This is a genomic window from Vannielia sp. SX4 (assembly GCF_052828525.1).
In genome coordinates, this window is the sequence record NZ_CM128247.1 from 681,468 (window position 1) to 707,051 (window position 25,584).

Annotated in this window: 22 protein-coding genes; 9 read left to right on the forward strand and 13 right to left on the reverse strand. The window is 67.0% G+C overall.

Translation table 11 applies throughout. The features are described from left to right. Positions 1–696: 696 nt before the first annotated feature. The 5 genes from ACUXVX_RS03450 to ACUXVX_RS03470 are packed head-to-tail and all read left to right on the forward strand — an operon-like array spanning position 697 to position 6,371. Positions 697–2,838 (forward strand): TonB-dependent receptor domain-containing protein, encoded by a 2,142-nt coding sequence (locus ACUXVX_RS03450; protein WP_446310379.1) that lies wholly within the window; start codon positions 697–699, stop codon positions 2,836–2,838. Position 2,839: 1 nt separating this feature from the next. Beyond that, positions 2,840–4,573 carry an ABC transporter ATP-binding protein/permease gene (locus tag ACUXVX_RS03455; RefSeq protein ID WP_446310380.1) on the forward strand — a complete coding sequence of 578 codons (1,734 nt, stop codon included), beginning with the start codon at positions 2,840–2,842 and terminating at the stop codon, positions 4,571–4,573. Continuing rightward, entirely contained in the window at positions 4,566–5,291 is a 726-nt protein-coding gene (locus ACUXVX_RS03460; RefSeq protein ID WP_446310381.1) for a hypothetical protein, read from the forward strand. The genes ACUXVX_RS03455 and ACUXVX_RS03460 overlap by 8 nt, the downstream gene beginning before the upstream one ends. After that, the gene (locus tag ACUXVX_RS03465; protein WP_446310382.1) at positions 5,288–6,094 is read left to right on the forward strand and encodes a ChaN family lipoprotein; all 807 of its coding nucleotides are present in this window, start codon (positions 5,288–5,290) and stop codon (positions 6,092–6,094) included. Before ACUXVX_RS03460 ends, ACUXVX_RS03465 begins: the two co-directional genes overlap by 4 nt. A gap of 22 nt (positions 6,095–6,116) precedes the next feature. Beyond that, positions 6,117–6,371, forward strand: coding sequence for a putative quinol monooxygenase (locus tag ACUXVX_RS03470; RefSeq protein WP_446310383.1), 255 nt, complete (start codon positions 6,117–6,119; stop codon positions 6,369–6,371). 23 nt (positions 6,372–6,394) lie between these two features. Here the strand turns inward: ACUXVX_RS03470 and ACUXVX_RS03475 are convergent, their stop codons facing one another. Genes ACUXVX_RS03475 through ACUXVX_RS03485 form a run of 3 tightly spaced genes read right to left on the reverse strand, consistent with a single transcriptional unit; the run spans position 6,395 to position 11,675 of the window. Continuing rightward, entirely contained in the window at positions 6,395–9,547 is a 3,153-nt protein-coding gene (locus tag ACUXVX_RS03475; RefSeq protein ID WP_446310384.1) for an efflux RND transporter permease subunit, read from the reverse strand. Then, positions 9,547–10,719 carry an efflux RND transporter periplasmic adaptor subunit gene (locus ACUXVX_RS03480; protein WP_446310385.1) on the reverse strand — a complete coding sequence of 391 codons (1,173 nt, stop codon included), beginning with the start codon at positions 10,717–10,719 and terminating at the stop codon, positions 9,547–9,549. Before ACUXVX_RS03480 ends, ACUXVX_RS03475 begins: the two co-directional genes overlap by 1 nt. Continuing rightward, complete coding sequence (locus tag ACUXVX_RS03485) at positions 10,716–11,675, reverse strand: SDR family NAD(P)-dependent oxidoreductase (RefSeq protein WP_446310386.1); 960 nt, start codon at positions 11,673–11,675, stop codon at positions 10,716–10,718. The genes ACUXVX_RS03480 and ACUXVX_RS03485 overlap by 4 nt, the downstream gene beginning before the upstream one ends. Positions 11,676–12,017: 342 nt before the next feature. On the opposite strand from ACUXVX_RS03485, the gene ACUXVX_RS03490 reads away from it, so the two are divergent. Together ACUXVX_RS03490 and ACUXVX_RS03495 are read left to right on the forward strand one after the other, a co-directional pair. Continuing rightward, complete coding sequence (locus tag ACUXVX_RS03490; RefSeq protein ID WP_446311502.1) at positions 12,018–12,668, forward strand: response regulator; 651 nt, start codon at positions 12,018–12,020, stop codon at positions 12,666–12,668. Between the two features lies 1 nt (position 12,669). Then, entirely contained in the window at positions 12,670–13,938 is a 1,269-nt protein-coding gene (locus tag ACUXVX_RS03495; RefSeq protein WP_446310387.1) for a HAMP domain-containing sensor histidine kinase, read from the forward strand. 13 nt (positions 13,939–13,951) lie between these two features. Here ACUXVX_RS03495 and ACUXVX_RS03500 read toward each other — a convergent pair whose 3' ends face one another. From ACUXVX_RS03500 to ACUXVX_RS03515, 4 genes are read right to left on the reverse strand one after another with little or no spacing between them, the layout of a single operon-like run. After that, positions 13,952–15,307: a TRAP transporter large permease gene (locus ACUXVX_RS03500; RefSeq protein WP_446310388.1), complete on the reverse strand. Its 1,356-nt coding sequence runs from the start codon at positions 15,305–15,307 to the stop codon at positions 13,952–13,954. Positions 15,308–15,310: 3 nt separating this feature from the next. Then, complete coding sequence (locus tag ACUXVX_RS03505; protein ID WP_446310389.1) at positions 15,311–15,826, reverse strand: TRAP transporter small permease; 516 nt, start codon at positions 15,824–15,826, stop codon at positions 15,311–15,313. A 1-nt stretch (position 15,827) separates the two neighbouring features. Continuing rightward, positions 15,828–16,865 (reverse strand): TRAP transporter substrate-binding protein, encoded by a 1,038-nt coding sequence (locus ACUXVX_RS03510; RefSeq protein WP_446310390.1) that lies wholly within the window; start codon positions 16,863–16,865, stop codon positions 15,828–15,830. Positions 16,866–16,903: 38 nt separating this feature from the next. Further along, entirely contained in the window at positions 16,904–18,631 is a 1,728-nt protein-coding gene (locus ACUXVX_RS03515; RefSeq protein WP_446310391.1) for a thiamine pyrophosphate-requiring protein, read from the reverse strand. A 107-nt stretch (positions 18,632–18,738) separates the two neighbouring features. Between ACUXVX_RS03515 and ACUXVX_RS03520 the strand changes: the two genes are divergently transcribed. After that, entirely contained in the window at positions 18,739–19,485 is a 747-nt protein-coding gene (locus ACUXVX_RS03520) for an IclR family transcriptional regulator (protein ID WP_446310392.1), read from the forward strand. Positions 19,486–19,509: 24 nt separating this feature from the next. After that, positions 19,510–20,061 carry a 2,4'-dihydroxyacetophenone dioxygenase family protein gene (locus ACUXVX_RS03525; RefSeq protein ID WP_446310393.1) on the forward strand — a complete coding sequence of 184 codons (552 nt, stop codon included), beginning with the start codon at positions 19,510–19,512 and terminating at the stop codon, positions 20,059–20,061. Positions 20,062–20,063: 2 nt separating this feature from the next. Here ACUXVX_RS03525 and ACUXVX_RS03530 read toward each other — a convergent pair whose 3' ends face one another. From ACUXVX_RS03530 to ACUXVX_RS03555, 6 genes are read right to left on the reverse strand one after another with little or no spacing between them, the layout of a single operon-like run. After that, positions 20,064–20,831: an SDR family NAD(P)-dependent oxidoreductase gene (locus ACUXVX_RS03530; RefSeq protein WP_446310394.1), complete on the reverse strand. Its 768-nt coding sequence runs from the start codon at positions 20,829–20,831 to the stop codon at positions 20,064–20,066. Between the two features lie 11 nt (positions 20,832–20,842). Then, positions 20,843–22,294, reverse strand: coding sequence for an aldehyde dehydrogenase (locus ACUXVX_RS03535; protein ID WP_446310395.1), 1,452 nt, complete (start codon positions 22,292–22,294; stop codon positions 20,843–20,845). A gap of 21 nt (positions 22,295–22,315) precedes the next feature. Continuing rightward, entirely contained in the window at positions 22,316–23,026 is a 711-nt protein-coding gene (locus tag ACUXVX_RS03540; RefSeq protein ID WP_446310396.1) for an ABC transporter ATP-binding protein, read from the reverse strand. Next, entirely contained in the window at positions 23,019–23,747 is a 729-nt protein-coding gene (locus tag ACUXVX_RS03545; RefSeq protein WP_446310397.1) for an ABC transporter ATP-binding protein, read from the reverse strand. The genes ACUXVX_RS03540 and ACUXVX_RS03545 overlap by 8 nt, the downstream gene beginning before the upstream one ends. Further along, positions 23,744–24,658, reverse strand: a complete 915-nt coding sequence (locus ACUXVX_RS03550) for a branched-chain amino acid ABC transporter permease (protein WP_446310398.1) — start codon at positions 24,656–24,658, stop codon at positions 23,744–23,746. The genes ACUXVX_RS03545 and ACUXVX_RS03550 overlap by 4 nt, the downstream gene beginning before the upstream one ends. 3 nt (positions 24,659–24,661) lie before the next feature. Further along, positions 24,662–25,525, reverse strand: a complete 864-nt coding sequence (locus tag ACUXVX_RS03555) for a branched-chain amino acid ABC transporter permease (protein ID WP_222470861.1) — start codon at positions 25,523–25,525, stop codon at positions 24,662–24,664. Between the last annotated feature and the right edge of the window lie 59 nt (positions 25,526–25,584).

Genomic DNA, 25,584 nt, shown 5'->3' on the forward strand with positions numbered 1-25,584 from the left:
GGAGGGGCGACGAAGTGCATAATGAACGGGCGTGGGATATGTCGCAGGGCAGCCGTTGCGTTTTGCAGATACGTCGCAACCTATTGATATCTATAGCGCCAGTTATGCCCCATTTTGAAAAATAGCGCTTTACTATCAGAGGGCAGAGCGGAATCATAATCCGCGTGTCGGGGGTTCAAGTCCCTCCTCCGCTACCAAGCGTTTCCTGATATTTGATGCCGGTGTGGTATGCCGGGTTGCGGAAATCACCCTTGGGTCCGGGGGATTTGTAAGGCGGCCTCTGCGGTGGATCTTCCGATGAATGGATATTTTGGCGACGCGTAACGCCGTTGCCAGCCTGTCAAATCTCGTCTGTTCCTCGAACTACGTAGCTCGTTTCGATCCATCAAATCATGCGTTTAGCAGTTCTCTTGATCGCCTCATGACCCACTGCAGTCGTGTCGGTGGTTAACACGTTACCTGTCATTGACTTGTTCGGTGATGCGTCTTAAGGACGATTTTGATCGCGATGCTCGTTCAGTCGGGCAACGCGTGGACTCCCCGCAAGCTTCAGCAGCCAGCGTTCCTCATTACGCAAAGGAGGCTGACTTGCCGCGTTTCCTTCAGACGACTGCGATTGCCTGTGCAATCGTTCCCTTTTTCAATCACCCATCCACAGCACAGCAGCAGGAACCCACGCTGCTTGAGCCGATCATCGTGACCACCGATCGAGCGGGGGATGAGCAGCTCGATGTGCCCGCCAACATCACGGTGATCGACGACGAGCAACTGGAAAACCGACACATCACCGATATGGAGGAGCTGGTGCGGCGCGAACCGGGCGTGACCGTGCGGCGCGGCACCAACACCACGGATCCGTTCAACTCCTTCAACGGCTTCACGATACGTGGCGTCGGCGGGAACCGTGTGGCGATTCAGGTGGACGGCTCACGGATGGCGGAAGCGATCCAGGACGGCACGCGCGATTACGTCGATCTGAATTTCACCAAGCAGGCCGAGATCGTGCGCGGCCCGGCCTCGGTGCTCTGGGGGGCCGACGCTTTGGGCGGGCTCGTGGCGTTCGAGACGATTGATCCCGAGGACTTGCTTCAGGGGCGTGACCGGGCCGTGCGCGTGGAGGGCGGTTATGACAGCTTCGACAGCAACACCAACGCCTTGCTCACTTTTGGTCAGCGCTTCTCGGATGACCTGCAACTGCTGGTCGGCGTGGCCCGCGATTCCGGCCACGAGGCTGAACTTTCTAATGCGCGCGACGATGGCGGCAGCTGGGGCTGCCCGCGTGAGGTAGAGGCCTACGGCGCGTCCACCTGCGGTGAATTGGACCCGACCGACATCTCGTCGACCCGCGCTCTGGGCAAGCTCGTCTGGACGCCGGACAGCCAGCATCGCTTCGAGTTTACCCTCGATATGCTCGACCGTGACACCACGGTGGACCAGAACTCCTCCCTCGGCCCGGTGCTCTCCAGCATCACTGGTCTGCCGACCGGCGAGATCATCGAGAACAAGGAGCGCTTCCTCGATCAGTACCGCCATCGCGCAGCCGTCGAGCACACTTGGGCGCCTGCCGGCGGAGTCATCACCGAGCTGAAAACCACGCTCTCTTCCTCCGAGCACAGCTACGATCGCCGAGGCACCGAGTTGGCCACAAGCGCTGCGGGTGACGGCATCCGCGAGCGGGAGCGGCTGCATTTCACCGAGAATTTCCTGGAGCTCGACGTGCAGGCCACCGCCGAGTTCAGCACCAGCGCCGCCGAACACCGGGTGATCTTCGGTTTCGACGGCGACCGCGCCCAGACCGACTATTACCGCCGGGTCGACACCTTCAACCTGACGCAAGGCACCGATACCACCGCCGTAGCCGGGGGCTTCAACTTTGCCAATGCGACCACCACCCGGGCCGACATTTACATCGAAGACCGTATCAGCTTTGGCGACGGTGCCTTTGAGCTGACGCCCGGCCTGCGGTTTGCCACCTACAAGATCGATCCGCGCCCTGACGGGGATTACCAAGAGGTCGCGGGCTCGGAGCCTCGGGTGCGTGAGCACGAGGCGCTGCTCAAGAGCCTCGGAGCCCTCTACCGGATCAACGAGAACTGGTCGGTCTGGGGTAAATACGGCGAGGGCTTCAAGATGCCCACGGCGCAGCAGCTTTATACCTCGCTGCCCGGCAGCTTCTTTGATCTGGTGCCAGCGCCCGACCTCGAGCCCGAACAGGTGAAGAGCTACGAGCTTGGCGTTCGCTATGAGCAGCCGCGGGGCTTTGTCGCCGTCAACGCCTTCAAGGCCGACTACTCCAACTTCATCCAGAGCTTTTACAACCCGCCGGGCACCAACGATTACACCTATCGCAACATCTCGGTGGTGAACGTCTGGGGTATTGAGGCAAGCGCAGGCTGGGCTTTCAACGAAGCTACCTCGATGGCGGTCTCGGCCGCCTGGCAGAAAGGCACGCAACAGGTCTCTCCCGGTGCGGAGGAAACCCCGCACACCCTGCCGCCGATCATGGCCACCGTGTCCTTGGCGCATGAGTTCGCGGAGCCCCGGCTGCTGCTGGAAGGTGTGCTGACTATGGCGGGCGATGTGAAGGAGACCGCCGGAGACAATGACTTCAAGCCCGAGGGCTACGCGGTGCTCGACCTGCATGCAAACTGGGAGGTCGTCGACAACGGCTTCCTCCGGATGTCGGTCAACAACGTCTTCGACGAGCGTTACTTTACAGCCGGCGCAACCAACTACGCTGTGTCGCCATCCAACGCCGCCATTGCCTCGGCCAGCCCGCGCGAATTGCAGACAGGGCCGGGTCGCACCTTTGCCATAAGCTTTGACATGACCTTCTGACGTGGGCACCGTCCTGAGGCGCATATGGCGCCTCGCCTGGCGTGCGGGCTCCGGCCCGCGCGCTTGGGTGGGGCTGCTGCTCTTTGCGGTGGTGCTGGCGCTCATCTTCGTCGACCTCTGGGTCGATGTGCAGATGATCTCTTGGGTGCGTCGCTTTTACGACGCGCTTGAACAGCTCGACCTGCCTGCTGCCCTGCGGGAGCTATGGTTCTTCTTCGTGCTGGTCGGCAGCTCGGCAGCGATCTTTCTGGCCAGCGACTACTTGCGCAATCTGCTGTTGCTGCGCTGGCGCGAGCAGCTCACCAGCGAGGCGCTGGATGCCTGGACCTCCGGCAATGCCTTCTGGCACCTGCGACCGGGGCTCTCGGCGGAGGGCATCGACAACCCCGACCAGCGGGTGGCGGAGGATTGCCGCAGTTTCATCTCGCTCCTGCTCTCCCTTACGCTTGATCTGGTTGGGCGGCTGGCGGGGATTATCACCTATGTCACCATCCTGTGGTCGCTGACCGACTTCGTCCTCAGCTTCTCGCTCTTCGGCTTCGGCATCGAGATTCCGCGCTACATGGTCTGGGCAGCCTTCATCTACGTGCTGGTCTCCTCTCTGATCACCCACTACATGGGCAAGCCGCTGAAATCTTTATATTTCCGGCAGGAGCGGCGAGAGGCGGACTTTCGTCATGCACTCGTCCAGCTGCGCGACAACGCCAGTGAGATCGCGCAGGCCCAAGGCGCCCCCGCCGAGCGCCGGCGGCTTGATCGGCGCTTTCAGGGAATTCGGCAGAACTGGTTCCGGCTGATCCGCCGCGAGCTGATCCTCGGGCTCTTCACCCGGCCCTACTTTCAGACAGTGCTTCGGGTGCCGATCTTTTTTGCCATGCCCGCCTATTTCGCCGGCTCCGTCACTTTCGGCGGGCTGATGCAGCTTTCTTCTGCCTTCATGCGCGTCACCACGACTCTTAGCTGGTTCATCTTCAACTACCCACAACTGGCGCAGTTCGTTGCGGTCTCGCAGCGGCTCGACGAGATGTTCCGGAATGCCCGCGCCCCCGCGCCCGTGGAAGGCGTGCCCACCGGCATCACTCGGAGCGAAAGCGCCGATGTCCGGCTGCGCACGGCGGGGCTCGCGCTCGCAACCCCCGATGGCCGCTGGCTCGCCCCGGTGCCGGATGCCGAGATCGGCCCGGGAGATCGCATCTGGATCACGGGTGCCTCCGGCCAGGGCAAGACCACGCTCGTTGCCGCGCTCTCCGGCCTCTGGCGGTATGGCGAGGGCCATATCGAGCGGCCCGCCGCGCCACTGATGGTGTTGCCCCAGCGCCCGCACCTCTCCGAGGAAGGACTGGCCGAGGCGGCCTGCTACCCGATGGACCCGTCCGAAGTGCCGCCCGAGCGGCTGCGTGATGTGCTGGAACGGCTTGGTCTCGCCGACCGGATGGCAGCACTGGACAAAGGCACAGGAGCCGAGGCTACCGAGGGCCTTTCGATCGGCGAGCGCCAACGCCTCGCACTGGCCCGTGTGCTGTTACATCGCCCGGCCTGGCTTGTGCTGGACGAAGCCACATCGGCCCTCGATGCCGCCAGCGAGGCCCACCTCTTCACCCTGCTCCGCCAGGAGCTGCCGGACACCACGATCCTCTGCATCGCCCACCGAGCACCGGAGGGGCTGGAGGTTACCGGCCAGTGGCACATCGGTGAGGCGCAACCCAGCTTACAGGAAGGCAAACACCATGATTGACGACACCCCGGATCAGGACATCGAGAAAGGCCGCTGGCGCCTTGAGGCTGGTGCGGGAGAACTGTTTGAGCGGCTCAGGGGAGCGGGCAAGGTTATGCTCGTACTGCGCGGCAACGGCGCCACCCACGAGCGGATCGGCCCGATCGAGGCGGTCTCTACAGATGCCGCGGGCATCTCGGTGGCAGGCGGCGCGCACACCGCCCTGATCGACCCCGGCAAGGTTACCGAGGCGGTGCTCGATACCTCCTCCGGGTTCCAGGGCCGCATCTTCCCCTCGCTCACCTTCAACCGCGCCGATGGTGCCCCCGTGATCCGGGTGGTCAGTATGGAGGGAGCACCGGGATTTCTCGCAGGATTGGAGGCTGTCGCCCGCAGCACCCTCCCCGCCGAGGAAGGACCAGCCCGAGGACAGCAGGGCGGAGGAGAGGCGGAGAGCCTTGAGACCGACCCCGGCTTCACCCTGTTGGAGCAGATGCGCGCCGAGGGTCGTCCGGTGGAGATCTGTCACAGGATGCCGGGCAGCACCCAGAGCTGGGAGGGCGTGATCGCCGAGGTAAAGCCCGCGATGGGCTTCGCCAACGTGATGACCGAGAACTTCCACCTGCATCTGAAGGCCGGTGCCGTGAGCGACTGGGAAGAGCGCGATGGGGGCTTTCATGCGTTGGGGCCTGATGGCGAAGCTACTGGCCTCAGCGTGATGCCGAAGGGCACCGCATGAGCACGGCAGGTGCGGGCTGGTTCCACCCGGGTAGCGCCGCCCCGGTGCCCCACGCCGAGGCCATCGCCGAACTGGCCGGTGCGCCCGCCGTGCTGCTTGGCGAAACCCACGATCGCGCCGACATTCACCGCTGGCAGCTTCATGTCGCCGCCGGACTGCTGGCCCACCGTCCCATCGTGATGGGCTTCGAGATGTTCCCCGCCCGGCTTGACCCGGTGCTGGCCGAGTGGGTGGGGGGCGGCTTGAGTGAAGAGGCTTTCCTCGCGAAGGCCGAGTGGGGCGAGGTCTGGGGCTTTCCGCCAGACCTCTACATGCCGCTCTTCCGCTTTTGCCGCGAGGCGGGCGTGCCGATGCTGGGGCTCAATTGCCGGCGCGGACTGGTGCGGGAGGTTGGCGCCGGTGGATGGGAGGCCGTCGCCGAGGCGGACCGCGAAGGGCTCACGCCGGCCCGCCCCTCTCCGATGCCATACCGCCGCTACATCTTCGATCTGGCCGGCGGCGGCCCTCCGGGGCGCAAGGCAACCGGCCCCGAAGATCCGGCTTTCGACCGATTTCTGCGCGCGCAGGAAGTCTGGGATCGTGCCTTCGCCACCCGCATCGTGGCGGCCCTGCGCGTTCCAGAGCCGCCTCTGGTGGTGGGCATCATTGGACAGGGCCACCTGCTGTGGGGCGGCGGCGTGCCGTGGCAGATGTCGGACCTCGGGGTGGACGGGGTCGCAGTAGCGTGCCGCGCACCAGATGAGGCACCGGCAGCGAAGGGCATGGCCGATTTCCTCTACACTCTTCCGGAAATCGATAGCTAGGCTTGGGCGTCCTGCGGGCCAGATGGAGGCGTTTCTGCCGTTGATGTTGGAAAACGCCCGCCGGTCGCTGGAGGATGAGCCGGGGTGCCATCGGTTTGATGTTTGCCTGACGGAGGATCGCAGCCGGGTGTTTCTTTACGAGCTTTATTCGGATGAAGCGGCGTTCGGGGTGCATGTCGGGACGGCGCACTTCAAGTCTTTCGATGCCGCCGTCGCCGACATGGTGCGGGAGAAGACGGTGAACATTTGCAGGTTGGCCCAGCCGCAGGAAGGGTGATCTGCTGATGAGGGCGGTGCCTGTCAGGTCGATGGTGCCGGGCTTGTCGGTGCAGGATCGGCGCGCGCTTCCTCCGGGCGCTGGCTTCGGCGTGAGCGCTTTTCGCCGAGCATCAGCATGGCGGGGGTGACGATGAGGGTCAGGGCGGTGGCGAACACCAGCCCGCCCGCGATGCTGGAGCTGAGTTCGACCCACATCTGGGTGGAGGGCGCGCCGTAGACGATTTCGCGGCGAAAGAAGTCGACGCTGACGCCGATCACCATTGGCGCGAGGCCGAGGGCGGTGGTGCCGGAGGTCAGGATCACCGGGCGCAGGCGCTGGGCGCCTGTGCGCAGAACGGCCTCCAGCGGCGACATGCCGGCGCGCTTGAGGTCGTTATAGGTGTCGATCAGCACGATGTTGTTGTTCACCACGATCCCGGCCAGCGCGATGACCCCGATGCCGCCCATGACCACCCCGAAGGGCCTGCCGGTGACGGTGAGGCCGAGCAGCACGCCCGCGATGGAAAAGACGATGGCGACCATGATGGTGAAGGCCTGATAGAAGCTGTTGAACTGGATCAGCAGCACCAGGACCATCATGCCCAGGGCGGCGATGAAGGCGCTGATGAGGAAGATCATCGCGTCCTGCTGGTCCTCGGCCTCGCCAGCGAAGGACCATGTGACGCTTTCGGGCAGGTCCATCGCCTCGATGGCGCCGCGCAGGGCGTTGATCTGATCGTTCACCAGAAGGCCGGGGGAGACATCGGCGGAGAGGGTGGTGACCCGCTCCTGATCGATCCGCTTGATGGTGCCGCTGCGCGGGGCGGGGGCGAAGCTGACAAAGTTGGTGATCGGGATCAGCCCGGCATTGGTGGGCACGCGCAGGCTTTCAAGCTCGGCGAGAGAGCGGTCACCGGCGGGGAAGCGCACCTTGATGTCGACGGCCTCCTCGGAGGTGTCGGGCCGGTAGTCGGCCACGGTGATGCCTTGGGTCAGGAGCCGCACCGCCTGCCCGAGCAGGGCGACATCGGCGCCGAAGCGGGCGGCCTCGGAGCGGTCCAGCCGGATCTCCCATTCAACGCCGGGCAGGGGGGTGGTGTCGGTGATATCGGTGAAGCCGCCGATCCGCTCCATTGCCGCGCGGACCTCTTGCACCGCGGCGATCCGCAGCTCGCTGTCACGCGAGACAAGCTCGAGGTTCACCGGTTTGCCCTGAGAGGGGCCGCCGGCCTGCACCTGCACCTGAACGTCGATGCCGGGGACGGCGCGCATCTCGCCCCTGATCTGCTCGACGATCTCGGCGGCGGGGCGGCGGGTGTCCCAATCCGTCAGTTCGAGCTGGACAGTGCCGATGACCTCTTCGTCGGCCTGCCGGTTGGAGCCGGTGCGGGCGTAGACGCTGCGCAGCTCGCCGTATTTCAGCAGGCGGGTTTCGACCTGCCGCACGAGGGTATCCTGCTCGTAGATGGAGAAGTTGTCGCGGGCGCGGACCTCGACCTGCACGAAATCGGGCTCGGACTCGGGGAAGAAGGTGATGCCGTTGCCGAACTGGGCGTAGCAGAGGAAGGAGGCGAAGAGCGCCAACACGGCGAAGATCACGGTGCGGCCGGGGCGGAGGATGGCCCATTCGAGCGCCCTCACGTAGAGCCCGGCGGCGCCGGTCATCTGGCGTGGGTCGCCATGCTCGGCGGCGGCGATCTGGGCCTGCTGCGCGGCGCTCTGGGGCTGGCGCTTGCCGATCAACCCGCCGAGGACGGGGATGAAGACGAGCGCCATGAAGAGCGAGGCCGAGAGGGTGAAGATCACGGTGATCGGCAGGAACTTCATGAATTGGCCCACGGTGGAGGACCAGAACAGCAGCGGGAAGAACACGCTGAGGGTGGTGGCGGTGGAGGCGATGATCGGCCAGGCCATGCGCTTGGCCGCCGCCGCATAAGCGTCCTTCGGGGTCTGGCCCTCGCTCAGAAGCCTGTCGGCCAGCTCGACGGTGACGATTGCGCCGTCGACCAGCATACCGACGACGAGGATCAGGCTGAAGAGTACGACCATGTTCATGGTGTAGCCCATGAAGAAGAGCGCGGTGACACCGGCCAGAAAGGCGCCGGGGATGGCGAGGCCGACGAGAATGGAGGAGCGCAGGCCGAGCGCCCAGACGATGACGATCATCACCAGCAGCACGGCTGCGATAACGTTGGATTCGAGGTCGGAGAGCATGGTTTTGACCTGCTTGCTCTCGTCTTGCATGTAGTTGATCTGGACGCTGTCGGGCCATTGTGACTGCGCCGCCGCGACGGCCTGCTTCACGGTGTCGACGGTCTCGATGATGTTGGCACCGCTGCGCTTTTTGACCTCCAGCGCGAGGGCGGGCTGGCCGTTGATGCGGGCGAAGCTGGCGGGGTCTTCGAAGGTGTTTCGCACGGTGGCGACATCGGCGAAGGTCACAACGGTATCGCCGGAGACCTTGACCGGCATTTCCATGATGTCGCCGATATCCTCCACCAGCCCCGGCACCTTCAGCACCATCCGGCCCGCGCCGTTCTCGATGGCTCCGGCGGCGATGAGCAGGTTGTTGCGGCTGATCTGGTTGGTCAGCTCGGTGAAGGAGAGGTTGTAGGTTTCGAACACCGTCGGGTCGATCAGCACCTCGAGCATCTCGACCCGCTCGCCGGCCACATCCACCTCGAGCACGCCGGGCACGCCCTCGAGCCTGTCTTTCAGGTCGTTGGCCAGCGCGTTGAGCGTACGCTCGGGCACCGGGCCAGAGAGGATGGCGGTGAGGATCGGGAAGAGTGCGGTGTTGACCTCCGTCACCGTGGGTTCGGTGGCGTCGGTGGGCAGCTCGCCTGCGGCGCGGTCCACCGCCTCGCGGACCTTGTCGAGCGCGGTGTCGGGGTCAAACCCCGCGTCGAACTCAAGCTGGACGCTGGCGTGACCCTCGGCCGCCGTGCCGGTCATGCTGTTGAGGCCGGTGAGCGCGGCCAGCTCGGTTTCGAGCGGTTTGACCAGCAGGCGCTCGGCGTCTTCGGGGGAGATCCCCTCCAGCGAGGTGGAGACGTAGACGGTGGGGATCTGGACTTCGGGGAAGCTCTCCTTGGGGATGGCCTGATAGGTGATGGCGCCGACGGTCAGAATGGCGATGAGCATCAGCACCACCACGCGGGTCCGGCTGAAGGCGGCGTCGATCAGAGCATTCATCACTCGGTCTCCGCCGCGCTGGTGTCAGGTGCCTCGACCTCGGCGGCGGCGACCTCATCCTCATCGGCCACGGGGGCCACGGTTTCGCCCTCCGAGACAAAGCCCTGCCCGATGGTGATGATCCGCGCCCGCTCCGGCAGGCCGCTGACCCAGACGCCATCGCGCTGGGCACGCTCGACGACGACCTCGTGGAAGGCGACCACATCGCCATCGCCCACGGTTTTGACACCGAGGCGGCCATCTTCGCTGAGAGAGAGGATGGCGGGCGAGATGAAATGGGCGGTGACCTGCCCGGTTGGGATGCGGACCTGCACCGAGAGGCCGGAGGCGATGGCGCCATCGGGGTTGGGCACGGTCACCTCGGCGCGGAAGGTGCGGGTATCAGTCTCGGCATCGCGGCTGATGTATTCGATCTCGCCTTCGCGCTCCTCGCCGGTGATGAAGGTAACCGAGGCGGTCAGCCCCTCGCGGATCTGGGCGAGAGCCTGTTGCGGCACCTGAATGACGATGCGCAGCGGGTCGGTATCGAGGATCGTGCCCACTTCGGCGCCCGCGGAGGTGAAGGCGCCGATTTCGAGGTCGAGCCGGTCGAGCCGCCCGGCGAAGGGCGCCCGGATCACAGCCGACTCCAGCGCCTCCTCTGCCTGCGTGAGCTGGGCCTCGGCGGCGGCGAGGGCGGCGCGGGTCTCGCGCAGGCGGGCGGCGGTGGCTGCCCCGCGCTCCACGAGGGTTTCGGTGCTGTCGAAGTCTTCTTGCGCGCGGGAGAGGGATTGGCGGGCCTCCTGCACGCGGGCCTCCAGCTCGCGGGTGCTCAGGCGGGCGATCTCGTCGCCCGGTTCCAGCGCCTCGCCCTTGGCGGCAGAAAGGCTGACGACCTCGCCCGCCATCTGAGCACGGAGCAGGGCGCGGCGGTCAGGTTGGGCCTGCCCCTCGGCGCTGAAGGTTTTGGTAACGGGTTCGGCCCGGCTGCTGCGGACGCTCACGGCGACGGCCTCGCCAGCGGCGACGGTCTCGGGCGGGGCCTCCTCGGGCGAGGGCAGGATGAAACCGCTGCCCATCCAGCCCACCAGCGCGAGTGCAAGCAGCCCGGCGACCCATTTGGACCGCGCCGAGCCGGGCTCGTCGCGGAATGTCAGCTTGTCGGGCTCGGTGCCGCGTGCGTCATCGGTCATCGTGAATTCTCCTTGCGCGGCACGACCATGCCCTGCGCATCATCCAGGCCGACCATTTCTGCACTCTCGTTCCACAACCGGTTCTGGGCCTTCAGGTTCCGCGCCAGAGTGGACGGTGCGGGGAAGGTCGGCAAGCCGTTCACCAGCGAGACATAGATGCCCTCGGGCGGAGAGAGCCTGCCGGTGGCCACATCGGCCAGCATCCTGCCGGAGTGCTCGGGGGTGTTCATGTTGAATTCGGGCACGAAAAGGCCGATCGCCGGAAAGAGGGTGTGGGTCAGGCCCTTGATCGCCAATCGGCGCAGGGGCGAGGCATCGCCGCCGCCCGCCCCGCCGGTCAGGCCGGGGTTGAAGGCGATTACGTCGATCCGGCGCTGCTCCACGTCCGGCTGCCGGGCGAGGGTTTGCGCCGTCATCAGGTTGCACAGCTTGGAGGCACAGTAGCCGCGCGTTCCGGTGCCGCCGCCGCCGGGCGTGGGGTGCGCCCATTCGGAAAGGTCCAGTTCCTTGGGCGCGAGGCGTTTGAAGGGCGGGTTGTGCATGTTGCTGGAGGTGATCACCAGCCGCCCGCAGAGGGCGAGGCGGGGCAGGAGCAGGCGGGCGAGGAGGTAGTGAGCGAGGTGGTTGACGGCGAAGGTGAGGCCGTAGCCCTCGGCGCTGACCTGACCGGCCTTGGAGCCGTGCAGCCCGGCGTTGAGCAGGAGCACGTCGATGCCGTCACCGGCCAGACGGCGCTGCACCTCGGCGGCAAAGGCGCGGGTGCTCTGCAGCGAGGCGAGATCGAGCGGGAGCACCTCGACCCCGGCGGGCACGGCGCGACCTTCGCCACGGGCGCCGAGGATGATCCGGGTGTCGCGCTCGTTCGCGAGCAATTCCAGCGCCTTGGCGCCGAAGCCGCTGGTGCCGCCGGTCATCACGATGACCTTCTGGCGGAAGGCCCTGTCATCGAAGCTCATGTGGTTTCCTTTGCGGTGGGGATGTCGCGGCGCGGGCGGAGTAGCCAGATGCGGAGCCGATCTTTCCGCCGCCGCGTGCCAGCCCGGTGAGGATGGCGGCGGCGGGAAGCGAGAGGGCCATCCATAGTGGGAAAGGGTGCAATCGGGGGAGGGGCACGTGGGGCTCGCGGAAGGCTCGTTTGGTGGAGCCATCTCTAGCCGGTTGAATGTCAAGCGCCGTCAAGCTTGTGTAAAGTTGGGTAAAACATGGCCTTGGGGCCGTGTTCACAGGCTATGGACGGGCCGAACGCGCAGAGGATGACGCAGGTGATCAAGGTTCTGCTGGTCGATGATGACTAGGAGCTGACGACCCTTCTTCGGGAGTATCTCTCGGACGAGGGGTATGAGGTTGCGGCCACCTCTGACGGGCGGGAGGCGGTTGCGGCGGCGGTGGAGGGAAGGGTGGATCTGATCGTGCTCGACATCATGATGCCGCGGATGAACGGGATCGAAGTGCTGCAGCGCATCCGCGCGCAGAGTGAGGTGCCGGTACTGATGCTCACCGCGCGCGGGGATGACACCGACCGGATCGCCGGGCTCAACCTTGGGGCGGATGACTACGTGCCGAAGCCCTGCTCGCCCGGCGAGCTCTCGGCCCGGATGCGGGCAATCCTGCGGCGGGTGCGGCGCCCGCAGGAGGTGGCGGCGAGCGATCCGATCCGGGCGGGGCGGCTGACGCTCAATCCCGGCAGCCGGACGGCGGAGTGGGATGGCGAGGCGATCAGCCTGACGGGCACCGAGTTCAGCCTGCTGGAGGTGCTGGCGCGACAGGCCGGTGAGCTGGTGTCGAAGCAGGACATCTCGCGCCGTGCCTTCGGCCAGCCGCTTACACCGTTTGACCGGCGGATCGACGTGCACATCTCGAGCGTGCGGCAGAAGCTGGGGCGGCGCGCCGATGGCCAGTCGAGCATCCTGTCGGTCCGGGGGCAGGGCTATCAGCTTCTGGTGGACTGACATGCGCGGCCTGTTTCTGAAATCCCTCGTTGTGATCGCCGTCTCGGTGATTGGCTCGATCGTGGGGATGATCCTGATCCTGAATGCCTTCGAGGCCTCGCCGGTGCTGCTGAAACTCGAGGAGGACCGGCGGCAGGTGGCGCTCGACCTGACGGAAGCCGTGCTCACCGCTGAGGGGCCGGAGGCGGCGATGCGATTTGCCGAAGTCTCGGAACGGGCGCGGCCGCTTGGCCTGCGCCTCACGCTGTTGGGGGCGGGAGATTGCGCCGGGTCTGTTGGGCCCTATGAGCGGTTGGTTGACAGCGCGGGCGGGTGCTACCGGCTCTCGACCGAGCCGCCGGCCCCGTTTGTCTCCTACAGGTTTGCGCCGATCATGCTCGGCCTTGCCGTGCTGGCCTCGACCGTGCTGGCGGCGGCGCTCTTGGCGCGAAACCTCGTGAACCCGGTGATCCAGTTGCGCGACGGGCTGCGTGCGCTGGCGGATGGGCGGTTTGACGTGCGGATCGCCGCGGCGCTGGCGCATCGGAAGGACGAGATTTCGACATTGGCGGGTGATTTCGACCGCACTGCAGTGCGGCTGGAAGAGCATCACGAGGCTCAGCGGCGGCTGTTTCACGATGTATCGCATGAGCTGCGCTCGCCGCTTTCGCGGTTGCAGGCCGCCACGGGGATTTTGCGTAAATCGCCAGACCGGCTGGACACGATTCTGGACAGGATGGACCGCGAGGTAGAGCGGCTGGACGAGCTGGTGGGCGAGGTGCTCACGCTGGCGCGGCTCTCGGAGCGGGTCGATGCCCCGTTGCAGACCCAAGTGCTCGACCTGATTGACCTGCTCAACGCCATCCTCGCGGATGCCGCCTTTGAAGCTGCGGAGCGGCGGGTCACGGTGACGACCGACTTGCCGGGGAGCTTTTTGGCGGAGGTCGAGGGCGAGTTGGTCTATCGCGCGTTGGAAAACGTCATCCGCAACGCGGTGAAGCACACTGCCGAGGGCACATCGGTGACGGTGGACTGCGCGGAGGTGGGGGCTCGGCTGAGCATCAGCGTGACGGACGAGGGGCCCGGCGTGCGGCGCGAAGACCTCGAGACGATCTTTCACCCTTTCGCCCGTGGGTCGGGCGCGCCGCAGAGGGGCGGATATGGGCTGGGCCTCGCCATCGCGCGCCGCGCGATCGAGCATCACGGTGGGCGGCTGCGGGCGGAGCTGCCGCCATCCGGCGGGCTGCGGGTGGTGCTGGACCTGCCGAAGCAGCCGGGGAAGGTAGGCTAAGCGACCGGCGCCGTCATGAGCCGACCAGCCCCGGCAGGATGAACACTAGCCCCGGCACCGCCAGCAACAGGGCCACGCGCAGCAGTTCGGCGAAGAAGAAGGGCAGCACCCCGAGGAAGGTATCGCGCATCGGCACGTCGGGCGCCTGTGCCGAGATGATGAAGACGTTCATGCCCACGGGCGGCGTGATGAGGCCGAGTTCGACCACGATCAACGCGAGGATGCCGAACCAGATCTTGAGGTCTTCGGTCGTCATGCCGAAGGGGCTTTCGGCCGCGGTGGCCCAGTCGCCGCCGTTGATCTCAACAAGGACGGGCCAGAAGAAGGGGATGGCGAGGAGGATCATCGAGAGGCTGTCCATCAGGCAGCCCAGCAGGATGAGCGCGGCCAGCAGCAGGATGAGGGTGGTCATCGGGGCGAGGCCGGAGTTTGCCATCATCTCGGCCATGACCTGCGGCACGCCGCCGCGCGCCATGAAGATTTTGAGCAGTTCGGCGCCGAGCAGGATCAGGAAGATCATGCCGGTGGTGCGGGCGGTCTCCAGCAAGGCTTCGCGGGTTTCCACGAGGGTCAGCTTGCCGCGCAGCAGGCCGATGAGCGCGACCATGACCACGCCCACCGCCGCCGCGGGCGTGGGGTTGAACAGGCCGAAGTAGAGCCCGCCGATGACGGCGGCGAAGACCACGAGCACCGGGAAAATCGCCAGCGTGGCCGAGACCAGCTCGGCGCGGGTGGCGCGTTGGCCGGAGGGGCCGGAGCCGGGGGCGAGGGTGGTGTAGGCGAGGATCGTCAGCAGGAAGAGCGCCACGGCGATCAGGCCGGGCAGCAGGGCGGCCATGAACATGGTCACCACGTTGGCCTCGACGATGATGGCGTAGATGATGAGCACCACGGACGGCGGGATAAGGATGCCTAGCACACCGCCCGCCGCGATGGTGCCGGTGGCGAGGCGGTCGGAGTATTTGTACTTCTTCAGCTCAGGCAGGGCGACGCGGCCCATGGTGGAGGCGGTCGCCAGCGAGGAGCCGCAGACCGAGCCGAAGCCCGCGCAGGCGGCGATGGCCGACATCGCCACCCCGCCGCGCATCCAGCCGAGCCATGCATTGGCGGCGCGGAAGAGGTCGGCCGAGAGCCCGGTGCGCGAGGCGATGGCTCCCATCAGCACGAAAAGGGGCACCACCGAGAGGTCGTAGTTCGAGAATTGCGCGTAGGCGAGATCCTTGAGCTGGCTCAGCACGATGGGCCAGCCGTTGAGCACCGCCGTGCCGACGCCGCCGACGAGGATCATGGCGTAGGCGATGGGGATGCGGATGGCGATGAGCGCCACGAGCACGCCGAGGCCGGTGAGGCCGATGGTCAGGCTGTCCACGGGTCAGGCGCTCCGCTTGGATTTCAGGGCCGCGATGGCCTCTGTCAGGGTGATGAAGGAGGCCAGCAGCAGCAGGGCGAGCGAGGCCAGAACGGGCACGAAGGCCCACCAGATCGGAATTTCGAGGATGCCGGTGAACTCGGTGTAGGTGCGGTAATCGATCAGCCCGAGCCACATGCGCCAGATCAGCAGAACGCTGAAGGCGAAGGCCACCAGCGCGGCGAGCAGCGACATCAGCGCCACCTGCCAAGGCGAGGCGCGCATGGTGAAGATATCGGCGGAGACATTGGCGCCGACCAGCTGGCAGTAGGGCAGGAAGGCGAAGACGGCGACGGCGGTGCCCATCTCCGTCAGCTCGAAGTCACCGGGAAATGGGGCGTTGGCGAGCCAGCCTGCGAGGATCGACCATGCGTTGACGGCGACCACGGCAAAGAGCACGAGGCCGCCGAAGAGCGCCCAGCCCTCGATCAGACGTCGCGCGGGCCTGAAGCGGCCCGCGCCGGGGGTTTCACCCGTCATCTCAGTTGGTCTGCATGTTCTGGCCGACCAGCTCGACCGCCTTGTCGTAGAGCGCCTGCCCGTCGATGCCCTGACCGTTCATCTCCTCGATCCAGCGGGTGACGACGGTGGACATGGGCTCCTCGAAGGCCGCCCATTCCTCATCGGTCAGCTGGATGTGGGTGTTGCCCGCGCCGGTGGCGACCTCGATGCCGTGGGCATCGGCATTGGCCCAGACCTCGCCCACTTCGGCGTGCCATGCCTCATCGGAGGCTTCGCGGAAGATGGCCTGAATGTCTTCTGGAAGGCTGTCCCACTTGGCCTCGTTCATCAGCACCGAGAAGGAGGTGGTGCCGAAGCGTTTGCCGCTCGGGCCCTCTATCTGGTAGTCGGTGACCTCGTGGATCTTGAGGGCCGGGATGATCTCCCACGGGATCAGCGCGCCGTCGATCACCTTTTTGGAGAGCGCGACCGGGATCTCGCCCACGGCGGTCTGCACCGGCGAGGCGCCGAGAGCTTCGAGCACCCATGAGCCGGTGCGCGAGGGGATGCGGATTTTCTTGCCGGCGAGGTCGGCGGGGCTGCGGACCTCTTCGGAGGCCATGTGGATGGCCTGTCCCTGGTGGACGTGCTGGAACATCGGCACGACGCCCTGGAAATCTTCGGCGAGGAATTCGTCGTACATCGCCAGCATGGCCTTGTTCACCGCCGCGTTGTCGCCCCGATGCACGCCCGGAAGCTCGAAGACCTCGGTGCGGGGAAAGGCCCCGGCGGCGTAGGCGTTGACGATCCAGACGAGGTCGACCACGCCGTCACGGGCCTGACGCGGAAGCTGAGGCGGCTTGCCGCCCAGCGTCATGGCCGGGAAGATCTCGATCTTCACCCGGCCCTCGGAGGCCTCCTCGATCTTCTTGGCCCAAGGCTCGAGCATCTGGGTGTGGGCGGGGGCCTTGGGGCTGAGGAAGTGGTGCAGCTTGAGCTGGATTTCCTGCGCGAAGGCCCCGCCGGTGGCAAGGGCGAGGGCCACGGCTGAGGTGGCGAGCGTTCTGACAAAAGACATTGGTTCCTCCCTGATTGTCTCTGTTTGCGGGGCGCCGGTTAGTGCGGCGCGGTTCGTGCGATGGCGATGTTGAGCAACACCTGCCGCCGCTCGGTGGTGGCGACGTCAATGGCGCGGTCGAGCGCGGCGGGCAGGTCGGCGCCGTCGGTGACGGTTTCGGTATGGGCGCGGCTGGCCCCGGCGGTGCGGGTGAAGTCGGGGCTTGGGCGGAGCGAGGTGAGCGGCACCTCGTTGGAGGCCCGCGCGGCACCCTTGGGGTAGAGCCCCTCGACGGAGTGCCGCACCGCGCCCCACTCCTCATTGTTCAGCACCAGCACGATCACCGGCACCTCATGCGCCTCGGCCACGAGGTGGCAGGCGGTGGGGTTGGCGAACATGTAGCTGCCGTCGCCCATGGTGGCGAAGACGAGCCGGTCGGGGTGGGCCATTTGGGCGCCGATGGCGGCGGGCAGGCCCCAGCCGAGGCCGCCGGAATGGGGCTCCTGAAAGTAACTGTCGGGCTCTTGCAGATCGAGCGGCATGAGCGGGCAACCAAGTTCGTGAAAGACGGTGGCGCGGCGGCCCTGTTCGGCATGCGCGCGAATGGCGCGGCCAAGGCAGAGGCTGACCCATTCCTTGCTCATCGGGCTGCCTGCGCCGGCCTCGGCCTGCGAAGCGGCCTGCGTGCGGGCCTTGGCGGCTGCCTCGGTGATGCGGGTGCGGCGGGCCTCGGTCCGGTCGGGCTGCTGCGGCGCGCCCATCGCCTGCGCCAGCCCCTCGATTACCCGGTCGGTCGGGCCGGAGAGGGTGATGGCGGCGGGGAAGCCGCGCACGGGGGTGCGGGTGAAGAGCGGGTCGGGACCGGCCATGATGACGGTGGCATCCTCGCGGAGTGTGACCTTGTCAGGGAACCACGGCGCCAGCGCGTCGAGCACAAGCACGACATCGGCCTCCGCCAGCCAAAGGCCGGGATCGGCACCCACCTGCATGGGGTGGGAGAGAGGCATGGCGAGCTGGTTCGACCAGTAGTGCGAGAGCGGCAGGGCGTGGGCCTCGCAGAGGGCGGAGAGCGCGGCGAAGCCCGCCTCGCTGCCTGCGCCGCGCTGGGCGATGATGAGGGGGGTCTCGGCCTTGGCGAGGGCCTCGGCGGCTTGGGCCAGTGCGGCGCTGTCAGGGGCGGTGAGCACCGGGGCGATGCGCGAGGGTGCCTCCAGCCCGGCCTGTGGGCAGGGTTCGCAGAGCACCTCGCGCGGCAGGCTCAGGTAGACCGGGCCGCGGGGGGTGGAGTTGGCGATGGCCCATGCGCGGTCCATCAGTTCGGCGATCTGGTCGGGGAAACGCAGCTCGTAGTGCCACTTGGTGGTCTCGCGGATCAGCGCCTCTTGGTCGAACATCTCCTGCCCCCAGCCGATCGGCACGGTGCGGGCGCCGAAGCGGCTGTGCTCTGTGACGGGGGTGCGGCCCGACATCAGGATCATCGGGACCTGGTCGCACCATGCGTTGATCGCCGCCGTCGCGCCGTTGGCGAGGCCGACGTTGGTATGCAGCAGCACCGCCTGCGGGCGGCCGGTGACCTGCCAGTAGCCATGGGCCATGGAGACGGCGGCGTGCTCGTGGGGCACGGTGACGGGCGTGGGCAGGTCGAGCCCGGCGCGGCGGGCCTCTACCAGCCCTTCGATGATCGGCGGAAAGTCGGTGCCCGAGTTGGCAAAGACATAGTCCACGCCCAGCGCCTTCAGCTTGCCAAAGATCGCGCCGCCGGCGGTGATGGTGGGAGTGTCTTTCATGCGTGCGCCCTGCTGCCTGTCTCAAATTTCAATATTTGAGATTCTATTTGCAGATAGTGAGGCAGCGCGGCAAGGTGAGTCAATGCTCGCTGAGGGAGACCGCCTGCATGGCCACGCCGATCAACCTGTCTGTGATGAAAGCCTTCGACGCGCTGGAGCTGTTCAGCGAGGCGCGGAGCGAGTTGACGGCGGAGGTGGTGGCGCGGGAGCTGCGGCTCTCGCACGCGACGGCGCACCGGTTTTTGGCGACGTTGGAGGCCGCGAGCGTGCTGACGGCGGTGCGGCGCGGGGTGTACGCGCCCGGCCCGCGCCTTGCCCGGTTGGGGCGGATGGCCGAAGACCTCGCCCCGCTGCCCGCCAGCCTGCAAGCCACGCTGGACCGGCTGCGGCAGGGGCTGGAGGAGTCGGTGATGGCCTGCCGCTACACCCCGCGCGGGCCGCTCTGCGTGGCGGTGAGTCAGGCCGACAGGCCGATTTCGGTGAACATCCGCACCGGCACCACCCTGCCGATGCTGAGCACCGCGCAGGGCCGGTTGTTTCTGGCCGGGATGGCGCCGCGCGACCGGAAGAACTGGGCCATCGGGCAGAGCGTGGCGCAGGCCGCGCTGGCCGAGGTGGAGCCGCTTCTCGAGGACATCCGCGCCGAGGGCCATGCGCTGAACCGGGGCGACAACGAGCCTGATATCGCCGCTGTTTCGGTGCCGGTGGTCTCGCAGGGCAGGACGGTGCTGACGATCTCGGCCTTCGGCACGCTGGGGCGCTTTGGCCCGGAGGTGCAGGAGCGGGCCGCGCGCCAGCTGAAGGAGGCCGCCGCAGAACTGGCGCAAGACATCGGCCCGACGAAACACACCTAGGAACCCCAAGGGAGGAGAGACGAGATGAAAGACGAAGACACTGGCAAAGACGCGGGCGGCAGCGAGTTCTGGCGCGACCTTAAGCCGATCACCAAGGTGTTTCAGCCCGATGCCTCGCCGGAGGTCTACCTGCCGAACATCGCCGATGAAGACATGCGCTATTACGTGCCCTTCACCGAAACGGTGTTCTCGAAGCCGGTCTGGATTTCGCCCAGCAAGAACCAATGGTGCGACGTGCTGATGGCGACCGGGCCGGGGCTGGTGAACCGGCATTACCACCCGCATGAGGTGTTCGCCTACACGATCTCGGGCAAGTGGGGCTACCTCGAGCATGACTGGATCGCGACGGCGGGCGACTTTGTCTACGAGACGCCGGGCGAGGGGCACACGCTTGTGGCCTATGAGCATGAAGACCCGATGAAGGTGCACTTCAAGGTCACCGGCCCGCTGATCTGGCTGGATGAGGACGGGGAGCCAGACGGCTACTTTGACGTTCACCAGTACATCGCGCTCTGCAAGGAGCATTACGAGAAGGTCGGGCTTGGCGCCGACTACATCGAGAAGCTCTTCCGCTAGCATCAGACCGACATGCCGCCATCGGCCATGAGCACATGGCCGGTGGTGAAGCCCGATTGCGACGAAGCGAGGTAGAGGATGGAGGCGGCGATCTCGTCCGCCGTGGCGTGGCGGCCCATCGGGATCATCTCGTTGAAGAACTCCGTGCCGTCGCGCCCGATCTCGGCGCCCAGCCCGTCTTCCACCGCTTTCTGAAAGCCGTTGTCCACCGGGCCGGGGGCGATGGCGTTGACCCGGATGCCGCGCGGGGCGAGATCCTTGGCCAGCACGCGCATCAGCCCGGTGAGCGCGTGTTTGGCGGTGATATAGGCATAAACGCCGGGGTCGCCCCGGGTGGCGGCGACGGAGGAGGTGAGCACGATGCTGCCCCCCTGCCCCATGTGCGGGATGGCGTGTTTGGCCAGCAGGAACGCGCCGCGCACGTGGACGGCCATCACGCTATCGAACACCTCTGTCGGGTAGGCCTCGATGGGCGCGACGGTGCCGAAGATGCCGGCGTTGGAGATGAGCACGTCGATGTGGCCGAAGCGGTCCACGGTGCGGGCAACGGCGCGGCGGACCTGAGCCTCGTCGGTGACATCGCAGGCGAGGCGCAGCACACCTGCCGCCTCGGCGCCGAAAGCGCGCTCGCAGGCCTCGTCCAGATCGGAGAGATGCAAATCTACCAGCGCCAGATGCGCACCCTGCGCGTGCAGCATCCGCGCGGCGGCGAGGCCGAGAGAGCCCGCGCCGCCGGTGATGAGGCAGGTCTTGCCCTTGAGGTCGAACATGCCGCCCGCCCTCAGATCGGGTAGTGCGGGGTGCCGTCCTGCACGGTGATCCAGCGCAGGGTGGTGAACTCTTCGATGGCCGCAGTGCCGCCGAAGCGGCCATAGCCGGAGTCCTTGACCCCGCCGAAGGGCATTTGCGCCTCGTCGTGCACGGTGGGGCCGTTGATGTGGCAGATGCCGCTTTCAATCCGCTTTGCCACGTTCATCGCGCGCACGGTGTCCTCGCCGAAGATGCAGGCGGAGAGGCCATACTCGGTGTCATTGGCCACACGCACCGCCTCGTCGATGGAGCCGACGCGGACCACGGATGCGGTGGGGCCGAAGCTCTCTTCGGTGTAGATCCGCATGGCAGGGGTAACATGATCGAGCAGGGTGGCCTGCATCAGCACGCCATCGGCCTGCCCGCCGGCGACCAGCTTGGCGCCCTTGTCCTGCGCGTCGCGCACGAGGCCCATGATCCGCTCGACGGCGTTCTTGTCGACCACGCATCCGAGCGGCGTGTTGCCCTCGCGCGGGTCGCCCACGGTGAGGGTGCGGACCTTGGCGGCGAGCTTTTCGACAAAGGCATCGGCGACGGCCTCATGCACCACCAGCCGCTCGGTCGACATGCAGATCTGGCCCTGGTTCATGTAGGCGCCGAAGGCGGCGGCAGCGACGGCCTTGTCGAGATCGGCGTCGTCCAGCACGATCATCGGGGCCTTGCCGCCCAGTTCCAGCAGCGCGGGCTTGAGGTGCTCGGCGGCCAGCTTGGCGATGATCCGGCCCACGCGGGTGGAGCCGGTGAAGTTGACCCGGCGCACGGCGGGGTGGGCGATGAGGGCCTCGACGATGTCGGCGGCGTCATCGGGCGCGTTGGAGATGACGTTGAGCACGCCTGCGGGCAGCCCGCCCTCCTGCATCGCTTCGACGATGAGCGCGTGGGTGCGGGGGCTGAGCTCGGAGGATTTCATCACCACGGTGTTGCCGCAGGCGAGCGGCATGGCGAGCGAGCGGACGCCGAGGATCACGGGCGCGTTCCACGGGGCCATCGAGAGCACCACGCCGGCGGGCTGGCGGATGGCCATGGCCATCGAGCCGGGGCGGTTGGAGGGGATGATCTCGCCCTTGATCATGGTGGTCATCGCGGCGGCCTCGCGCAGCATCCCCGCCGCGAGCATCACGTTGAACCCGGCCCATGCGGCGGTGGCGCCCAGTTCTTCGGCCATGGCCACGGCGATATCGCCCTTGCGGGCCTCAAGGCTGTCGGCGGCGGCCATCAGGAGGGCGCGGCGCTGGCCGGGGCCGGTGGCGGACCACTCGGGGAAGGCGGCGGCGGCGGCATCGGCGGCGCGCATGGCATCGGCCACAGTGGCGGCGGCGGCCTCGGTGGCAACGCCGCCTGTCAGCGGGTTGTTGCGGGCAAAGGTGCGCCCGCCCTCGGCGCTCACCTTCTCGCCGGCGATCAGAAGTTCAAGCACGCTCATGGGATTCTCCTTGGCTTTGGGTCACACGCTGCCGCCCAGAAAGGCGCTTTGCACCGCATCGTCTGTCATCAATTCTTCGGCCGTTCCTGCGCCGGTGATCCGGCCTGCCTCGAGCAGGTAGCCCCGGTCGGCGTGGCGCAGGCTGATCTTCACGTTCTGCTCCACGATCAGCAGGCCCACGCCGGTGGCGCGCACGCGGGCGAGCGCCTTGAAGAGGTCGCCCACCACGATGGGGGCGAGGCCGAGGCTGGGCTCGTCGAGCAAAAGGAATTCGGGCTTGGACATCATCGCGCGGCCCACGGCCACCATCTGCTGCTCGCCGCCCGACATGGTGCGGGCGATCTGGCCGCGCCGTTCCGCGAGGCGGGGGAAGATCTCGAAGACCTGCGCCAGCGTGCCCTCCTCGGAGGCACGGGCGCGGGTCGGGGTGGCGCCGAGGCGGAGGTTCTCCTCCACCGTCATCTGGCCGACGATGCCGCGCCCCTCGGGCACCAGCGCGAGGCCCTTGCCGGTGAGGGCGTGGGCGGGCAGGCCGGTGAGGTGCTCGCCGTTCATATGCACTTCGCCCGAAGCGGCGGGGACCATGCCGGCCACCGCCTTCAGGGTAGAGGATTTGCCCGCTCCATTGGCGCCCAGCACAACCACCACCTCACCCTTCTCGACGGTGAGGCTCACGCCCTCCACCGCGAGGTGCTTGCCGTAGCGGACGGTCAGGCCGGAGAGTTCAAGCATGGTCGTCTCCCAGGTAGGCCTTGATCACGGCGGGGCGGGCCAGCACCTCGGCGGACGGCCCCTCGGCGATGACCTCGCCCGCGCTCATCACGATGCAGCGCGAGCAGAGGGCGCGGACGGCTTCCATGATGTGCTCGACCAGCAGCACGGTGATGCCTTGCCCCTGCAGGTGGCGCACCAGCTCGATGCCGATGGAGAGCTCGGAGGGGTTGAGGCCCGCGAGCCACTCGTCGAGCAGCAGGATGTCCGGCTCGGAGGCCAGCGCGCGGGCCATCTCCATGCGCTTCTGGTCGATGTAGGTGAGGTTGCCCACCTGCTCGTCGCCGCGGCCCTCCAGCCCGACGAAAGCGAGTTTTTCCTCGGCCAGATCGCGGGCCTCGCGGCCCCAGTGGCGCTTCTTGCCGAAGGCGAGCGAGAGCATGACGTTTTCGCCCACGGTGAGCGTGGGCAGCGGGCGGACGAGCTGGAAGGTGCGGGCGACGCCGTGTTTGGCGACGCGGTGGGGCTTCATCCGGGTGATGTCGGTGGTGCCGACCTTCACAGAGCCGCCGTCGCAGGGCAGCGCGCCGGAGATCATGTTCATCACAGTGGTTTTGCCCGAGCCGTTGGGGCCGAGCAGGCCGACCACCTCGCCCGGCGCGAGGGAGAAGGACACGTCCTTTACCGCGACCAGCCCGCCGAAGCGCTTGTGGAGATGGCTCAGGTGCAACTCGGCGCTCATGGCTTGCCCCTCCCGCGCAGGTCTTCGAGCTTGGCCAGAACACCCTGCGGCATGACGAAGACGATGAGGATGAAGAGCAGCCCGAGGATGATCGAGAAGTGATCGGGGAAGCTGACCGAGAGCCATTCGAACAGCAGGAAGAGTGGCACCGCGCCCACCAGAGGCCCCCAGAGGCGCATCGCGCCGCCCAGCAGCGCCATGATGAGGGTCATGAAGCTGACGGTCGGATTGAAGACGATGGAGGGCTCGATATAGGTCCACCTCGGGGCCTGGATGGCGCCGACGAGGGTGATGAGCGTGGCGGAGATGACGAAGAGCATCAGCTTGATCCGGGTCACGTTGATGCCCGCATGGGCGGCGACCGTCTCGTCATCTCCGATGGCCTTCAGCGCCAGCCCGAGCCGCGAGCGGCCGATGGCCCATGAAATGAGCAGGGTGACGGCGGCCAGCGCCAGCAGTTGCCAGTAGATGTGCCGCCCCTCGAAGGGCAAGAACACGTAGCGGCCCATCGTGTAGGTCACGTTGACCTCCCACCAGCTCACCGTCTGGCGGACCAGTTCGGCGAGGCCGAAGGTGAAGATCACGAAGTAGACGCCCGCGAGCCGCAGGGTGGAGAGGCCGACCACAAGGGCCATCGCCGCGCCGATGCCGCCCGCGCAGAGCAGCACCAGCGGGTAGGGCAGCACCTCGTTTAGCACGGCAACGGTGTAGGCGCCGACGCCGAAAAAGGCGACGGTGGCGAGCGAGACGTAGCGGGTGGGGCCGGAGAAGAGCGCCCATGCGGTGGCCAGCGCCACGTAGCCTGTCATCCCCAGCAGAACGCCTGTCCAGTAGTCGGGGATGAAAAGGGGCGCGGCGGCGAGGGCGGCGAGCACCACGGCGGCGAGGGCGAAGGCGAGGGGTGTCTTCATCGCTCAGGCCTTTCCGAAGAGGCCGTTGGGCCGCACCAGAAGCAGCGCGAGGAAGACGGTGTAGACGGCGGCCAGCGTCAGGCCCGGGTCGATGTAGGCGGCAACGAAGGTTTCGACGAGGCCCAGCAGCAGGCCCGCGAGGATCGCCCCTGGCACGCTGCCCTTGCCGCCGAGGATGACGACGATCAGCGCCTTCATGGTAAAGACCACGCCGCCGGTTGCGGTGAAGGTCTGGAACATCGAGAGCACGACGCCCCCGGTGCAGGCCAGCGCCCCGCCGATGGCGAAGGCGGTGCGGGCGGCGCGGTTGGTGTCGATCCCGTAGAGCGGGGCGCTTTGCGGCGCGAGGGCCACGGCGCGCAGCGTCATGCCCCAGCGGGTGCGGAAGAGCACCACCACCAGCGCGGCGCCGATGGCGAGGCTGAGCGCGAGGGCCAACAGGCGGTTGGCGGCCACGGTGGTGCCGAGCACGTTCACCGGGCTGTTGAGGTAGCTGTAGCTGGTGTAGCCCCCGCCGAAGAGGGTGAGCAGCACGCCCTGGATCACGAAGAGCAGGCCGAAGGTGACGAGGATGCTGTCGACCTCCAGCGCGCCTTCGTCGGGGGCGCGGTCGACCAGCGGTTTCATGATGAAGCGGTAGACCACGAGGCTCAGCGCGTAGCCTGCGGGCACCAGCACCACCAGCGCGAGGATCGGGCTCAGCGCGAGGCCGGTGAACATGAGCCATGTGGCGAAGCAGGCGGCGATGATCGTATCGCCGAAGCTGAGGTTCATGATCCGGGCGATGCCGTACTGGATGGTCAGCCCCATGGCGACCAGCGCGTAGGTGCCGCCGAGCACCAGCCCGTTGACGACGTGTTCAAGCATGAGGGGTCCGCTGCGTCTTGAGTGGGGGGAGGCGGCGGGGCGAGGCCCGCCGCGCTCCG

What these genes read in the sequence shown, in the direction of transcription:
- ACUXVX_RS03465 (WP_446310382.1), top strand. Translation starts at nt 5,288, where the DNA reads ATGAGCACGGCAGGTGCGGGCTGGTTCCACCCGGGTAGCGCCGCCCCG.
- ACUXVX_RS03525 (WP_446310393.1), top strand. Translation starts at nt 19,510, where the DNA reads ATGAAAGACGAAGACACTGGCAAAGACGCGGGCGGCAGCGAGTTCTGG.
- ACUXVX_RS03530 (WP_446310394.1), bottom strand. Translation starts at nt 20,831, where the DNA reads ATGTTCGACCTCAAGGGCAAGACCTGCCTCATCACCGGCGGCGCGGGC.
- ACUXVX_RS03510 (WP_446310390.1), bottom strand. Translation starts at nt 16,865, where the DNA reads ATGTCTTTTGTCAGAACGCTCGCCACCTCAGCCGTGGCCCTCGCCCTT.
- ACUXVX_RS03495 (WP_446310387.1), top strand. Translation starts at nt 12,670, where the DNA reads ATGCGCGGCCTGTTTCTGAAATCCCTCGTTGTGATCGCCGTCTCGGTG.
- ACUXVX_RS03480 (WP_446310385.1), bottom strand. Translation starts at nt 10,719, where the DNA reads ATGACCGATGACGCACGCGGCACCGAGCCCGACAAGCTGACATTCCGC.
- ACUXVX_RS03515 (WP_446310391.1), bottom strand. Translation starts at nt 18,631, where the DNA reads ATGAAAGACACTCCCACCATCACCGCCGGCGGCGCGATCTTTGGCAAG.
- ACUXVX_RS03460 (WP_446310381.1), top strand. Translation starts at nt 4,566, where the DNA reads ATGATTGACGACACCCCGGATCAGGACATCGAGAAAGGCCGCTGGCGC.
- ACUXVX_RS03540 (WP_446310396.1), bottom strand. Translation starts at nt 23,026, where the DNA reads ATGCTTGAACTCTCCGGCCTGACCGTCCGCTACGGCAAGCACCTCGCG.
- ACUXVX_RS03470 (WP_446310383.1), top strand. Translation starts at nt 6,117, where the DNA reads ATGGAGGCGTTTCTGCCGTTGATGTTGGAAAACGCCCGCCGGTCGCTG.
- ACUXVX_RS03550 (WP_446310398.1), bottom strand. Translation starts at nt 24,658, where the DNA reads ATGAAGACACCCCTCGCCTTCGCCCTCGCCGCCGTGGTGCTCGCCGCC.
- ACUXVX_RS03505 (WP_446310389.1), bottom strand. Translation starts at nt 15,826, where the DNA reads ATGACGGGTGAAACCCCCGGCGCGGGCCGCTTCAGGCCCGCGCGACGT.
- ACUXVX_RS03545 (WP_446310397.1), bottom strand. Translation starts at nt 23,747, where the DNA reads ATGAGCGCCGAGTTGCACCTGAGCCATCTCCACAAGCGCTTCGGCGGG.
- ACUXVX_RS03535 (WP_446310395.1), bottom strand. Translation starts at nt 22,294, where the DNA reads ATGAGCGTGCTTGAACTTCTGATCGCCGGCGAGAAGGTGAGCGCCGAG.
- ACUXVX_RS03520 (WP_446310392.1), top strand. Translation starts at nt 18,739, where the DNA reads ATGGCCACGCCGATCAACCTGTCTGTGATGAAAGCCTTCGACGCGCTG.
- ACUXVX_RS03475 (WP_446310384.1), bottom strand. Translation starts at nt 9,547, where the DNA reads ATGAATGCTCTGATCGACGCCGCCTTCAGCCGGACCCGCGTGGTGGTG.
- ACUXVX_RS03485 (WP_446310386.1), bottom strand. Translation starts at nt 11,675, where the DNA reads ATGAGCTTCGATGACAGGGCCTTCCGCCAGAAGGTCATCGTGATGACC.
- ACUXVX_RS03555 (WP_222470861.1), bottom strand. Translation starts at nt 25,525, where the DNA reads ATGCTTGAACACGTCGTCAACGGGCTGGTGCTCGGCGGCACCTACGCG.